Origin of the sequence: Paraburkholderia sediminicola, from assembly GCF_046027355.1 — a bacterium.
GTDB classification, from domain to species: domain Bacteria; phylum Pseudomonadota; class Gammaproteobacteria; order Burkholderiales; family Burkholderiaceae; genus Paraburkholderia; species Paraburkholderia sediminicola_B.
Genome location: NZ_JAQQEK010000016.1, coordinates 21,293 through 35,184 on the forward strand (window position 1 = coordinate 21,293; position 13,892 = coordinate 35,184).

Genomic DNA, 13,892 nt, shown 5'->3' on the forward strand with positions numbered 1-13,892 from the left:
GCATAAATATTTATCAGACATTTGCCGATATCCATTGGCAGAGTGACCGGAACCAGCCTGATAACTATCAATATGCTTTCCACCTCAACGCCATATCCGTCCGATTCCGGATTGCGCGATCGCTTTCACCGGCGCTCGCTCGAGCACCAGCGTCCGCTGTCCACCGTGACCATGGCGTTCACCGTGGTCGCGTTCCTGTGCTTCATCGGGGCGCGCAATCTGGTCGATGGCCCGGCCGCGCCGCTCGCCTACCGGCTCGCGTGCGCGCTGCTGCTCGCCTTGCTGGTGCTGGCGATTCCGCGCGCCAAGTCGACGTGGCTGTTCGGCCTGATCGGCGTCGCTTACTCGCAGGTGCTGGTGGTGGGCATGGCGATAAACATCGTCGGCGTCGCGCAGCCGCTGCTGTGGACGTTGCCCGCGCTGGTCGTGATACCGATCTGCGCCGCGCCGCTGTGGCTCACGCCGACGCACTTCGTCGCCGGCAGCGTGCTGTTCTATGCGACGGCGTTCGCGCTGCTATTCGGCGCGCCGCTGGCGCACGACGTCGACACCGTCGTATGGATGTGGATCGTGGCGATCGGCGTGCCGACTTCCGCGGTGTTTCATTTCGGCTTCTACCGGTTTCGCCGCAACCACTTTCTGCTGGAGAGCCAACTCGCGCAACTCGCCGCGACCGACCCGCTGACCGGCCTGCAAAACCGCCGTGCGTTCGTCAAGCAGGCCGAGCGCCGCCTCGACACCGTCACGCCGGATACGCGGATCAGCGCGATCTTTCTCGACATCGACAACTTCAAATCCTTGAACGACCGCTTCGGCCATGCGATCGGCGACCATGCGCTCTACCAGGTCGCCCAGGTGCTGATGGAGGAGGTTTCCGCGGACGACAGCGTGAGCCGGATCGGCGGCGAGGAATTCGCGCTGCTGCTGCGCGACGGTCTCACCGGCGCGCTTCATGTGGCCGAACGGCTGCGCCAGGCGATTGCCGCAATCGAGCGGCCGGACGGCCGTCTGACCGCGAGCTTCGGCGTGGCAGAGCACCGCAGCGGCGAAAGCATCATGGTGCTGCTCGATCGCGCCGACGAAGCGTTGCTGCGCGCCAAGCATTCCGGCCGAAACCGGGTGTGCGCCGAGCGCGCGCTGCCACGCGAAGCGCTGCAACTGCTGGCCGACGACGGGCCCGGCGAGCGCGGGGCGGCCGTGCGGCGGCATCGCTGGGAGGAGTACTACCTCACCTCGCATTTTCAGCCGCTCTACAGTTTGTCGCATCAGAAGCAGGTGGGCTTCGAGGCTTTGCTGCGCGGCGAGCAGGACGACGGCACGCTGGTGCCGCCCGCGGTGCTGTTCGCGCCCAGACCCTCGAGCGACGAAGGTGCGCTCGACCGCGCGAGTCACGTCGTGCATCTGGCCCATGCACGCAAGTCGCTGCCGGATGACGCGTGGCTCTTCCTCAACATTCTGCCGGCCACGTTCATTGCCGAAGGCTACGCCGATCAACTGGCGAAGATCGTGCGGGCCGTGGGTCTCGAACCTGAGCGCGTGATTCTGGAGATTCTCGAATCGCATGGCGGCAGCGTCGACGACATGTCGCGGGCGGCGGCGCTGTACCGCGAGCACGGCTTCCTGATTGCCGTCGACGATTTCGGCGCCGGCCAGTCGAATCTCGACCGCTTGTTCAGGATTCGCCCGGACCTCGTCAAGCTCGACGGCGAACTGATTCGCGCGACGGGCCACGGCACCGAGCAGCCGATTCTGCCGAAGCTCGTGTCGCTGCTGCACCTGGCGGGGATGCTGGTGGTCGTGGAAGGCGTGGAGACCACGGAGGAACTGATCCTCGCGGTGGAGTCGAATGTGGATTTCGCGCAGGGTTATCTGCTGGGGCGGCCGGCTAAAGAGATCGCGCCGCCGGACTCGGTGCATCGGCGCATCGACGAGGCTTTCGATGTGATCGCCCAGGGGCGGGCGCATCAGTATGCGTTGTTCGAAACCGAAGTGGAGCCTTACCGGGTTGCCTTGCGGCTCGCTGCCGACGCGTTGCTGGCCGGCGTGGCCATGGAAGAAGCGTTTGCTTCGCTGGCGAGGTTCGAGCGCTGCATCAGTTGTTTCATCCTCGACGACGCGGGCAGGCAGATCGGTCATGAGGTGCAGGGGCCGGCCTGGAGCACCGACGGGGCGTCGCTGCAACCCGTGGCGAATCCGCGCGATGCGCGCTGGGATCATCGGCCGTATTTTCGCAATGCGGTGTTGTTGCCGGGCGTGGCGGTGTCGAGTAATCCTTATCTCTCGCTGGCGAGCGGCAGGCCATGTATCGCGGTGACGCTGGCGTTGCAATTCGCCACCGAGCGCTCCGTGATCGGCGTGGAACTGGACTGGTCGGCGTCGGGCTTGCCGTGGCCCGCGGGGGAATAGGGCGTTCCTTTTCGCACGCAGCGGGTCCGCGTGTTTGCGCTGAACGGATTCGGTCAGTACCCGCCCCTGGGCGACGCAGCCAGCGCCGCGGTCTTTTTGTACGACGCCGCCAGGTCCGCCGCTGCCCGGCTCAGCAGGCCTGTATCCGTGCCGACGGCGACGAACGAGGCGCCGGCTGCCAGATAGTCGGTTGCAATCTCCCGGTCAGGCGCCAGTACGCCTGCCGCTTTGCCCGCGTCTCGCACCGTCCTGATGCCGTTGCGGATCGCTTCGCGCACGCTGGCATCGCCGGGTTTGCCCAGCAGTCCCATCGACGCGCTCAGGTCCGACGGACCGAAAAACACACCGTCGACGCCATCCACCGCCGCGATCGCCGGCAGATTCTCCATGCCCTGCACGGTTTCCACCTGCACCAGCACGCACAACTCGTTTGCCGCTGTGTTCAGGTAATCCGGTATCCGGTTCCAGCGCGAGGCGCGCGCCAACGCACTGCCCACGCCGCGAATGCCTTGCGGCGGATAGCGCGTGGCCGCAACCGCGTCGGCGGCCTGTTCGGCGGTGTCGATCATCGGCAGCAACAGCGTCTGTGCGCCGATGTCGAGCAATTGCTTGATCAACGCGCTGTCGCTGCGCACCGGACGCACCACCGGATGCGATGCATACGCAGCCACCGCCTGCAATTGCGCGAGCGTGCTGCGCACGTCGTTCGGCGCATGCTCGTTGTCGATCAGCAGCCAGTCGAAACCGGCGGTCGCCAGCAACTCGGTCACGTAGGCGTCGGCGAGCGCGGCCCACAGGCCGAATTGCGGCTTGCCCTCGGCAAGAGCGCGTTTGAATGTGTTTTGCGGGAGAGACATGTCGTGTCGACTCAAATGAGCTCAGATGAAATTCAAACCGATGCCGCCCAGCGGACCGTAGTCGACGTGGAAGGTGTCGCCCGCGCGCGCGGGGATCGGGCTGGTGAACGAACCGCTCAGGATCACGTCGTTCGCGTTGAGCGTTTCGTCGTACGGTGCGATCTTGTTGGCGAGCCAGGCCACGCCCGTGGCCGGATGATTCAGCACGGCGGCCGCGAGACCGCTTTCTTCGACTGCGCCGTTCCTGTAGAGCAACGCGCCGACCCAGCGCAGGTCCACGTCCAACGGACGCACGGGACGGCCACCCAGCACGATGCCCGCATTCGCCGCGAAGTCGGAGATCGTGTCGTAGACCTTGCGCGGTGCCCTGGTTTCGCGGTCGAACTGTTCGATGCGCGCGTCGATGATTTCGACGGCCGGCGTCACGTAGGCGGTCGCGTCCAGCACGTCGAACAGCGTGACGCCGGGGCCCTTCAACGGCTTGCTCAACACGAATGCCAGTTCCACTTCCACGCGCGGCGCAATGAAGCGGTCAGCGCGAATGTCCTGGCCGTTTTCGATGAACATGCTGTCGAGCAGCGGCGCGTAGTCGGGTTCGTCGATTTGCGACGAACGCTGCATCGCGCGCGAGGTGAGGCCGATTTTTCGGCCCTTGATCACGTGGCCTTCGGCGAGCTTGAGCTTGACCCATTCGCGTTGAATCGCGTAACCGTCCTGAACGGTCATCTGCGGAAACCTGGCGGAGAAGTGGCGCAGTTGCGTGCGCGTTTTCTCCGCGTGGTCGAGTTGCGCCGCGAGGTCGCGGATAGTCTGTTCGTCTAGCATGATGGATTCTCTCAGTGCCGCTATTCAGCCTTCAGGCGCGCGTGCAAGTTGTTATGTTTCCACGTACCGGCTTCGCTGAATTCATTGATTTCCAGCGACAACGCCAGACCGTGCTGTTCGAATTCAGTGGCGAAGTGCTGCTTGATCAGCGTGAACAACGCATCGCCGGTGGCCTTTTTCGCGGCCTCAGAGCGGCCCGCGCCGATCTTCAGGTTCGCATGCAGGAACGCGGCGTGGGTTCGTCCGTCGGCGATGCAGTACTGTTCGCAGCGCAACGCACGCACGCGGATGCCGCCGAGCGGATAGATGCGCTGTTCGTTCTCGCGTTGCGCGTCGAGGCACTGGGCGAGCGTTTTGCAAAGCTGTCCAACGCTCTCTTCAGTGGCGAGGTTGGCGCTGTATTCCAATGTCAGATGTGGCACGTTCGACTCCTCGTGTCTCAGGCGGGCAGCGGCGTAACCGGGAAGATCGCGTTGATCTGGCCGGTGCCCGAACTGCCGAAGTACGGCGTGACGACTTCCACCTTGCCGTCGTAACGATCCCAGCCGAGCGCGCCGAGCAGCATCGCGGTGTCGTGCATGCCGCCTTCGCCCCAGCATTTTTCGTTATAGAGCGGCAGCATCTCGCAGAAGGTCTTCCAGTCGCCGGCTTCCCACAGTTCGACCACCCTGCGGTCCATCTGCTCGAGAAACGGACTCCATACCTTGTGCATGAACTGCTCGGCTGTGCCGTTGTTGGCGAAGTGGTGGCTGAGCGACCCGCTCGCCAGAATCGCGACGGTACCGTCATAACGCTCTTCAATGGCCTTGCGCACCGCGAGGCCGAAGCGGGCACTGGTGTCGAGGTCGTGCCACATGCACCAGCCCGCGACCGACACGGTCTTGAAATGCTGATCGCCATTCATGTAGCGCATCGGCACCAGCGTGCCATATTCGAGTTCGAGCGTGGTCTCGCTGTGCGCGCGGCTTTTCACGCCCATTTCGTTGGCGACTTCGGCAATCAGGTTGCCGAGGCCGACATTGCCCGGATACGCGTACGGCATGTTCTTGATGAAATGCGGCAGTTCGTTGCTCGTATAGACGCCTTCGAACTTTGACGCGCAATTGATGTGATATTCGCTGTTCACCAGCCAATGCACGTCGAACACGACGATCGTGTCCACGCCCAGTTCGCGGCAACGCCGGCCGATTTCATGATGGCCGTCGATCGCCGGCTGACGGCAGCCTTTATGCGGACCGTCGAGTTCGGACAGATATAACGACGGGACGTGAGTCACTTTTGCTGCCAATGCGAGCTTGCCCATCGCGGTCTCCTGTGTCGACCGGAGTGGGCGCTTTAGCGCCTTACTCTGGTCGCATGCAACGTAGTTGCTGTCTTGCTCCTGCGCGGCGCATGAAGCGCCCGCGCCGAAAACACACCGGCGCTTCATGCGCCGGCACCGATGGTTCAAACGCCCCAGCGCGGAATGTGATGCGAGCCTAGCGACACGCAAACATTCTTCGGTTCGAGGAACACTTCATAGCTCCATGTGCCGCCTTCGCGGCCCACGCCCGACGCCTTGGTGCCGCCGAACGGCTGGCGCAGATCGCGCACGTTCTGGCTATTGACGAAGCACATGCCGGCTTCGACGGCTGCCGCGACGCGCAATGCGCGGCCGCTGCTCTCGGTCCAGATGTAGCTCGACAAGCCGTAGGCGATATCGTTGGCGAGTTTGATTGCGTCGGCTTCGTCGTCGAACGGAATCAGGCAGGCGACCGGGCCGAAGATTTCTTCCTGGGCGATGCGCATGCGGTTATCGACATCGACGAACACGGTGGGCTGCACGAAGTTGCCTTTGCGCATGGCGTCGGGCAGCTCCGGCATGTCGAGGCCGCCGCACGCGAGCGTCGCGCCTTCTTTCGGGCCGAGTTCGATGTAGCTGCGCACTTTCGCCAGATGGCCCTGACTGATCATGGGGCCGACAATGGTGCTGTCGGACAGCGGATCGCCCACGCTCAACCGCTTCGCACGCTCGATGAAACGCTCGGCAAAGCGCGCATAAATGGAGCGCTGCACGAGAATGCGCGAACCCGCCGTGCAGCGTTCGCCGTTGTTCGAGAAGATCATGAACACAGCGGCGTCGAGCGCGCGCTCGAAATCGGCGTCGTCGAAAATCACGAAGGGCGACTTGCCGCCGAGTTCCATCGAAAACTTCTTCAGCCCCGCGGTTTGCACGATGCGGTTGCCGGTCGCCGTCGATCCGGTGAACGACACCGCATGCACGTCCGGATGCGCGACCAGCGGTTCGCCGGTTTCCTTGCCGAAGCCGTGCACCACGTTCAGCACGCCGGCCGGGATGCCGGCTTCGAGGGCGAGGTTGCCGAGCATCGAGGCGGTGAGCGGCGACAGTTCGCTCATCTTCAGCACCGCGGTGTTGCCGAACGCGAGACAGGGCGCGACTTTCCAGGTGGCCGTCATGAACGGCACGTTCCACGGCGAGATCAGCGCGCACACGCCGACCGGATGGAACAGCGTGTAGTTCAGGTGCGTATCGGTCGGATACGTATGGCCGTCGACACGCGTGCACATCTCGGCGAAATAGCTGAAGTTGTCGGCGGCGCGCGGCACGAGCTGCTTGCGCGTCTGCGAGATCGTCTGGCCGGTGTCCTTCGTTTCGGTCTCTGAGATCTCCGGCACATTCTTCGCGATCAGTTCGCCGAGCTTGCGCACCAGCTTCGCGCGTTCCGCGGCGGGCTTGCCGGCCCATGCGGGAAACGCGTCCCTGGCGGCGCGTACGGCGGCGTCGACTTCTTCCGCACCGCCGCGCGCGACTTCAGCCAGCACGTCTTGCGTGGCCGGATTGACAGTTTCGAAGTAGTCTTTCGCGGCGCTTGCTTTGCCGTTGATCAGATGTTCGATTCGCATTGCCTTGTCCTTTCGTGCAGTCGATCAGGCGCGGTTAAAGTCCGCGTCGGATGCAATCGTATTGACGAGACGGCCCAGGCCGTCGATTTCGCAGACCACTTCGTCGCCCGCATTGACGTTGACGACGCCTTCCGGCGTGCCGGTCAGGATCACGTCGCCGGGCGCGAGGGTCATGAAGCTGCTCAGGTATTCGATCAGCGCCGGGATGTCGGTGACGAGATCGCGCGTGTTGCCGTGTTGCTGACGCGTGCCGTTCACGAACGTGCGCAATTCGAGTTGCGTGACGTCTTCAATATCGGCGGCGTCGACGAACCAGGGGCCGAGCACCGTGCCGCCGTCGCGATTCTTCACGCGCAGGTTCGGACGGTAGTAGTTTTCGAGGTAGTCGCGGATTGCATAGTCGTTCGCGATCGTGTAGCCCGCCACATGCTGCATGGCGGCTTCGCGCGTGACGTTGCGCGCGGTTTGCCCGATCACCACCGCCAGTTCGCACTCGTAGTGCATGAAGGTGACGTCGGCAGGGCGGCGTGTAAAGCCGCGATGTCCGACCACCGTGCCCGGTCCCTTGAGAAACACGAGCGGCTCTTCCTGCTTGTTGAACTGCAATTCCTTTGCATGCTCGGCGTAGTTCAAGCCGAGCGCGAAGATCGTGCCGACTTCGATCGGCGCGAGCCATACCACTTCATCCTCGCGACGCACGCGGCCATCCGCGAGACGCACGCCATTGGCGTCGGGATACGCTTCGTGAATCGCGCCTGCATACGCAACGCGGCCGCGCATCATGGCTGTTCTCCTTCTTGTTCTTCGGCGCCGACGAACGATACCGTGAGCGGCGGCATGGCGCCGATCGACAGCGTGGCCGTGTCGCCGATATGCGCGACAGGCGAACCGTGCGGCACGCCGAGCGTGATGACGTCGCCCGCGTTGAGCGTCATGAAATCGGTCACGTCCGCGAGCAGTTGCGCCACATTGCGTACCGACGACGCGGTGCTCGCCGTGAACGCGTCTCGCGACCCGAGTTGAACCCGGATCGCCAGATTGTCCGGCGTCGCAACATGACGCGCCGCAACCACGGCCGGTCCGATCACGCAGAACCCGTCGCGCGCCCGGAATCGCACCGATGGCCGGTACACGCTCGCATGCGGCACGCTGAGATCGGCGACCAGCGTATAGCCGGCGATGTAGTCGAACGCCTGCTCGACGCCGACGCATGTTGCAGTGCGGCCGATCACGATGCCGAGCGATGCGCCGACTTCCACGCCCAACGCATCGTCCGGCACGACGACCCGCGCGCGGTGCCCGGCGAGCGTATTGCGCGGCTTCAGATAGAGCACGGGTGCTTTCGGCGGCGCTTTATATGGCGCGGCGTGCACCGCGTCGCCCAGCGCCTCGAGCGCGGCGCGGTCGTTCAGCAAGGTTCCGTAGACAGCGCCGCCAACCGGCGCGCGGCAGGCCGTGCCGCGTGCGAGCAGCGCGGCCGCGGTGCGCGCATCCACATCGCGCGGCAACGCCTCGCCTTCGGGATGCAACAGATGATCGGCAAGTGCAAACATAAATTAGCTGTCTCTCGGCAAAAACACTAACATGTTAGTAGTATTGCGCTTGATATCATCCATGGTCAATAGCCTGTCGGCTGATCGCGGGTTTTCCCTTAAGCTTCGACGGCTGCTTTTTAATCATCTTCCAACATGTCCGCTTCCGCCTCGACCCGAGTTTTGCACCGCAACCTGCCGATGTTGTTGCTGCGCGCCAGAGAAAAAATGATGGAGCGGTTTCGTCCGTTGATTACCGCGCATGGATTGACCGAACAGCAGTGGCGCGTGATTCGAGCCCTCAACGAGCACGGCCCAATGGAGCCGCGCCACATCTCCGATATCTGCACGATTTCGAGCCCGAGCATGGCCGGCGTGCTCGCGCGCATGGAGAGCATGGAACTGGTGACCAAGGAGCGTTTCGCCGAAGACCAGCGGCGCGTGCTGGTGTCGCTGACGGACACGAGCGTGGAATTGGTGCGCGTGATTTCGAAGGATCTCGAAGCGCATTACCGCGAACTGGAGCGCAAGGTGGGACCGGAGATCGTCGAGCGCGTGTATCGGGCGGTGGACGATCTGCTGGCGGGTCTGGAGGAAGCGGAGGAGTGATGTAGCGGGTCAGCGGCCCGAGTCGGGTGCCGCTGCGTTCGGGGTGCTCGCTGCGTTGTCGTCAGGCGCTCGCGCCCCTCGCTTCACCAGCCCTGAAAGCGCCGCCACTCCACACTGTTGCCGTCCGGCGCCACCGCGTGGTACTCGGGAAACTGCGCGCCGGTGGCGCACGCGTGATTCGGCAGGATGCGCAGTTTCATGCCGATCGGGAAGCGCTGCGTGACATCGTCGCCGGCGACCGCGTTTTCAACTATCGGAGACAGAATGCCGTGCTCCTGATTGGCGCCGCTGACCACGTAGCCGGGCAGCGGTGTGCCGTTCAGCAGACACGGCTGGCCGTAGCCGAAATCGTGCGACTGCTTCGACGTGCCGCGATCCCGGCTCATCGCCATCCAGCCCGCGTCGAGAATCGCCCAGCCCTTGTCGGCCTGATGACCGATCACGGTGGCGAGCACGCTGAGCGCGATGTCGTCGAGCGCGCACACGCCGACGTTGTGCATGACGAGGTCGAACAGCACGTACACACCGGCGCGCACTTCCGTGACGCCCTCTAACTGCGTGGCGGCGAGGGCAGTCGGCGTCGAGCCGACGCTGACCGCCGGGCATGCAATGCCGGCTTCGCGCAACCGCTGCGCCGCGCGCACGCAGCCCGCGCGTTCCTGCTCAGCGAGCGCGGCGAGCGCTTCCGGCGTATCGAGCTCGTAGCTCGAACCGGCATGGGTCATCACGCCGCCCACCTTGACGCCGTTCTCATGCAGAATCCGGCCGACTTCGAGCAGCGTGTCCTGTTCCGGTGTGATGCCTGAGCGGTGCCCGTCCGTATCCACTTCGATCCACACCTCGAAGGTTTCGCCGTGTTGATCGCCGAATGCGGCGATGGCCGAGGCGGCGGTCGGATTGTCCACCACGAGCTTCAGATTGCAGCCCTGGCGGCGCAGCGCGAGCGCTCTCGGCAGCTTGGAGGGGGCCATGCTGACGGCGTACAGAATGTCGTCGACACCGGCGGCGAAGAACGCCTCCGCTTCCTTCAACGTGGACACCGTGACACCGCGCGCGCCGGCGGCAATCTGCGCACGGACCACGTCGATGCATTTGGTGGTCTTCACGTGCGGACGAAACGCGACGCCTAGCGTGTTCATATGCCCTTGCATTCGCGCGATGTTCCTTTGCATCCGTGCGATATCGATCAATGCGGCTGGGGTTTCAATCTGGTCGAGTTTCATGCTTTCACCGGGAAATGGGGTCATGCAAGGTCATGCTGCTTTGTGCCGAATTGGGCAAGCCACGGAACGAGTTTGTCGAGCGTTGGTGATTCGATCTCGGGCGGCTGCGCGCCGTCTACGAGTGACAGGCCGACGCGGTTGTGCCAATACGTCCGCAAGCCGACGGCGGCGGTGCCGAACATGTCGTAGCTGGAGCCGGCCACGAACGCTGCTTCATGAGCTTGCACGCCGAGTTTTTCGAGCGCGAGGCGGTACGGCAGCGGGTCCGGTTTATACACGCCGGCTTCTTCGGCGGTGACAATCGCGTCCCAGCGGACCGGCAACAGATGGGCCGCCTGTGTGCCGAGACGCGTGGAGCAGTTGGTGACGACCGCCAATTTGCAATGCGGCGCGAGCGTTTGCAGCGCGTCGAGGGCGCCGCTCCACGGCGTGAGCGTCAGCCAGTCCGCTTCGAGCGCGAGCGCGGCGGATTCGGGCAGACCGACTTGTGCGGCGGCTCCGCGCACCAGTTGTTCATACGCAATGTATGAGCCGCAGCCGTAGGTCAGCCGCAGATAGGCGGCGCGCCATGCACGGCCGGCCTGTTCGGAACCGGCCGCGCGATTCCATGAGGTCCACGAGTCGAGCAGGGCGGTCAGGAGGTCGAACAGGACCGCTTTGGGATAGGCGGCAGGCGCGAGGGCGAGAGTCATGTTTGATTTGACCAGCAGCGGACGATGAGCTGATTATAAAGTTTCATCAGCGACACAACGTTCAGATGGATTAACTCATAGATTCAGTCTGATTGAATGATTCAGTTTGCGTCTTCTTGCAAGCGCGTTGCGACATTTATCGCCGCCAGGGCGGTTGCGGCCTGAACCTGCTTTGCAAATACTGCATGAAATGGCGGGTGCGCGCCGGCAGGCCCGCGCGTTGATGCGTGAGCGCCATGACGTCGGCATCGGGTGCTTTCCATCCCGACAGCAAACGGACGAGCTTGCCCTTCGCAAGGTCGTCGGCCACGTCCCATTCGGAGCGCAGGATCACGCCGCGTCCTTCGCATGCCCACTGACGGATCACATCGCCATCGTTGCAACTCAAATGAGCAGACACGCGCACGCTGCGGCGCGTGCGGCCCTTACTGAACTGCCACAGCGAGACATCTTCGTTGTTCTCGCGCAGCACGATGCAGGGCAGCCTGCTCAACTCATCCGGAGAATCCGGCGTGCCGATTCGCTTGATCAGCGCGGGCGCGGCGCAGACGAAACGCGCATTCGGTGCAATCGTGTAGCCGATCAGATTCGACACCGGCAGCTCGCCGATATGCACGACGATATCGAAGCGGTCCATCGTCTCGGTCAGAGGCTTGTCGGATAGCGTGAGCGCGACGTCGACATCCGGATTCTGCTGCTGGAAATCGGCAATCGCGGGCGCGAGGTGCCGCCGCCCGAACCCCAGCGGCGCATTGATTTTCAGCGTGCCGACGAGTCCGCCGCGACGTATCTGCAGGTCTTCGAACAACGCGTCGAACTGCTGGACGAGGTCGGCGCCCCGTTCGCACAGCAGCGTGCCTTCTTCCGTGAATTGCAGGCGGCGCGCCGTGCGGTTCACCAGTTGCGCGCCCAGTTTCTTTTCCAATTGCTGAAGGCGCTGCGTGACCGCGGAGGGCGACAAGCCCAGCTTTCGCGCCGCGGCGATCAGGCTGCCGCTTTCGCGCAGCGTCAACAGGAAGCGGATATCGGCCGAATCGTTCATGTGAGCGACGTTTGAGTTCGGAAGTCTGGCAGCTTAAAGCGTTTGGATGCGCGGTTCCAGTTCAGTCTGGCACACGCGCCGACAAATGCGGTGCGGCTTGCAAGGTAAAGTGATGCTTCTGTCATGCAGTCGGCGGCGCGAGCCGCTAAAGTATGCGTTTGCGCCGATTACCTGTTGCTTTCATTTGAAGAGAAGTCCACATGCCGTTGTCCAATGAGCCGTCGAATGGCCCGTCAAACGATGCCGCGCGGAACAGCGCCTTGAAACAGGCGGTGTTTCTGCACACCGGCTGGCGTAGCGCGGGAACGTGGGTCTGGTCGCGTCTGCGCGAACTCGACAGCGTGACCGGCTTTTATGAGCCGCTCAGCAACGTGCTCGCGGACCTGAGCCTTGCCGATGTGTCCGCGTCGCGTCCCACGCTGACGTCGGGCCACCCGCCACTTGACGCGCCGTATTTCGACGAATATCGTCCGTTTCTGCGCGAAGGCGCTCGCGGTGTGGACGGATACCGCAGGGGTTTCAGTCTCGATCGCTTCGCTAGCGTACCGGATGCGGAATTTGCCGCATTGCAGCCCTATCTACGCAATCTGTGCGAGCGCACCACCGAACAAGGCAGCGTGCCGGTCTTCAAGTTTTGCCGCTCGTCCGGCCGGCTGCCGTGGCTGAAGCAGGCTTTTCCGCAGGCCATGCACGTGGGCGTGTTGCGAAATCCGGCCTCGCAGTTCGCTTCGGGGTGGCTGCTCAGTCAGCAATGGAGCAATCCGTTTTTCGTGGCTGCGCCGTTTCGCGTGCTCGGGCTGAATCAATCAGAGCCGCTAGTCAGGCAGGCCATTGAGATCTGCGGCGTGAGCCTGCCGCCTGTGGCGCCCACTTCGGACGACGCTTATGCGATGGCTTGTGAGCACTATGCGCGCACGGCGGAAGGCAATAACGCATATCGGGCACTCGTCGCGTTGTGGATTCTGTGCGCGTTGCGCATGGCGGACGGTGTCGATCTGCTGATCGATATGGACCGGCTTGGAACCTCGCGCGATTACGCGGCCAGTTTGCGCGCCGGGTTCGAAACGCAGAGCGGTTTGTCGCCCGACTTCGGCAGCGCACGCGATCTGGTGGAGGAGACGCGTCGCGGCGCGGCGCGCATGAGCGGAATCGACGGACGGGCGATGCGCACCGTGCATTCCGCCGCGCTCAAATTCCTCAAGGCACAGGGTGCTGCCGACGCCGCCTTTGTCGAAGTGATCCGCGAGAAGATGGTGCTGGCCAATGAATTGACTGACGCATGGCGCTGATGGAGCATTCGCCGCGCGACGGTGAACGACCCCGAACGCGGCGACGCAAATTCACCGTTGTTTAAGCGGCCGCCGCCGACACAGCCGCCCGCAATCCCAGCAGATAACTGTCGACGCCAAAGCCGCAAATCTGCCCTTTGACGACTTCCGCAAACACGGAAACATGCCGGAACGCTTCGCGCGCGTGGATGTTTGACATGTGAATTTCCACCACCGGCACCGTCAGGATCGCCAGCGCATCGCGAATGCCGTAGCTGTAATGCGTCCATGCTCCGGCGTTGATCATGACGCCGTCGGCATTGTCGGTGAAAGCCTGGTGGATGCGCTCGCACATGGCGGCTTCGCTGTTGGTCTGAAAGCTCTCGACCTGGACGCCCAGTTCCTTGCCCAATGCCTGCAGGCTGTTGTCAATTTCGGCGAGCGTCACGGTGCCGTATTGCGCGGGGTCGCGCTTGCCGAACATATTGTGGTTGATGCCGTGAAGCATCACGAACGTTTTCATGGGGCGTCCCT

14 protein-coding genes are annotated in these 13,892 nt (G+C 63.5%); 3 read left to right on the forward strand and 11 right to left on the reverse strand.

Annotation, left to right across the window (positions count from 1 at the left end; genetic code table 11):
* Window positions 1–72: 72 nt before the first annotated feature.
* A complete protein-coding gene (locus PQR42_RS25470) occupies window positions 73–2,406 on the forward strand; it encodes a diguanylate cyclase (RefSeq protein WP_408387624.1) in 2,334 nt (777 codons plus the stop codon).
* A gap of 53 nt (window positions 2,407–2,459) precedes the next feature.
* Here PQR42_RS25470 and hpaI read toward each other — a convergent pair whose 3' ends face one another.
* The 7 genes from hpaI to PQR42_RS25505 all read right to left on the reverse strand — a co-directional run bounded on the left by hpaI (window position 2,460) and on the right by PQR42_RS25505 (window position 8,545).
* A complete protein-coding gene (gene hpaI, locus PQR42_RS25475) occupies window positions 2,460–3,263 on the reverse strand; it encodes a 4-hydroxy-2-oxoheptanedioate aldolase (protein ID WP_408443187.1) in 804 nt (267 codons plus the stop codon).
* 21 nt (window positions 3,264–3,284) lie between these two features.
* Entirely contained in the window at window positions 3,285–4,088 is an 804-nt protein-coding gene (gene hpaH, locus PQR42_RS25480) for a 2-oxo-hept-4-ene-1,7-dioate hydratase (RefSeq protein ID WP_408387626.1), read from the reverse strand.
* 20 nt (window positions 4,089–4,108) lie between these two features.
* Window positions 4,109–4,510 (reverse strand): 5-carboxymethyl-2-hydroxymuconate Delta-isomerase, encoded by a 402-nt coding sequence (locus tag PQR42_RS25485; RefSeq protein ID WP_408208883.1) that lies wholly within the window; start codon window positions 4,508–4,510, stop codon window positions 4,109–4,111.
* A 17-nt stretch (window positions 4,511–4,527) separates the two neighbouring features.
* The gene (gene hpaD, locus PQR42_RS25490) at window positions 4,528–5,391 is read right to left on the reverse strand and encodes a 3,4-dihydroxyphenylacetate 2,3-dioxygenase (RefSeq protein WP_408208886.1); all 864 of its coding nucleotides are present in this window, start codon (window positions 5,389–5,391) and stop codon (window positions 4,528–4,530) included.
* 143 nt (window positions 5,392–5,534) lie between these two features.
* On the reverse strand, window positions 5,535–6,992 hold the full coding sequence (hpaE, locus tag PQR42_RS25495; protein WP_408387627.1) for a 5-carboxymethyl-2-hydroxymuconate semialdehyde dehydrogenase: 1,458 nt from the start codon (window positions 6,990–6,992) through the stop codon (window positions 5,535–5,537).
* Between the two features lie 24 nt (window positions 6,993–7,016).
* Window positions 7,017–7,775 (reverse strand): fumarylacetoacetate hydrolase family protein, encoded by a 759-nt coding sequence (locus PQR42_RS25500; protein WP_408387628.1) that lies wholly within the window; start codon window positions 7,773–7,775, stop codon window positions 7,017–7,019.
* Window positions 7,772–8,545: a fumarylacetoacetate hydrolase family protein gene (locus PQR42_RS25505; protein ID WP_408387629.1), complete on the reverse strand. Its 774-nt coding sequence runs from the start codon at window positions 8,543–8,545 to the stop codon at window positions 7,772–7,774. The genes PQR42_RS25500 and PQR42_RS25505 overlap by 4 nt, the downstream gene beginning before the upstream one ends.
* 180 nt (window positions 8,546–8,725) lie before the next feature.
* Here PQR42_RS25505 and hpaR point away from each other — a divergent pair, with 180 nt between their 5' ends.
* Window positions 8,726–9,133: a homoprotocatechuate degradation operon regulator HpaR gene (gene hpaR / locus PQR42_RS25510; protein WP_408209301.1), complete on the forward strand. Its 408-nt coding sequence runs from the start codon at window positions 8,726–8,728 to the stop codon at window positions 9,131–9,133.
* Window positions 9,134–9,216: 83 nt separating this feature from the next.
* Here the strand turns inward: hpaR and PQR42_RS25515 are convergent, their stop codons facing one another.
* From PQR42_RS25515 to PQR42_RS25525, 3 genes are all read right to left on the reverse strand, one after another.
* A complete protein-coding gene (locus tag PQR42_RS25515; protein WP_408208897.1) occupies window positions 9,217–10,356 on the reverse strand; it encodes a DSD1 family PLP-dependent enzyme in 1,140 nt (379 codons plus the stop codon).
* A 20-nt stretch (window positions 10,357–10,376) separates the two neighbouring features.
* Complete coding sequence (locus PQR42_RS25520) at window positions 10,377–11,048, reverse strand: HAD family hydrolase (RefSeq protein WP_408387630.1); 672 nt, start codon at window positions 11,046–11,048, stop codon at window positions 10,377–10,379.
* 136 nt (window positions 11,049–11,184) lie between these two features.
* Complete coding sequence (locus PQR42_RS25525) at window positions 11,185–12,090, reverse strand: LysR family transcriptional regulator (RefSeq protein ID WP_408387632.1); 906 nt, start codon at window positions 12,088–12,090, stop codon at window positions 11,185–11,187.
* 200 nt (window positions 12,091–12,290) lie between these two features.
* On the opposite strand from PQR42_RS25525, the gene PQR42_RS25530 reads away from it, so the two are divergent.
* Window positions 12,291–13,379, forward strand: a complete 1,089-nt coding sequence (locus PQR42_RS25530) for a hypothetical protein (RefSeq protein WP_408387634.1) — start codon at window positions 12,291–12,293, stop codon at window positions 13,377–13,379.
* Between the two features lie 61 nt (window positions 13,380–13,440).
* On the opposite strand, the gene aroQ is transcribed toward PQR42_RS25530, so the two are convergent.
* Window positions 13,441–13,881 carry a type II 3-dehydroquinate dehydratase gene (gene aroQ / locus PQR42_RS25535; RefSeq protein WP_408208908.1) on the reverse strand — a complete coding sequence of 147 codons (441 nt, stop codon included), beginning with the start codon at window positions 13,879–13,881 and terminating at the stop codon, window positions 13,441–13,443.
* Window positions 13,882–13,892: the final 11 nt, after the last annotated feature.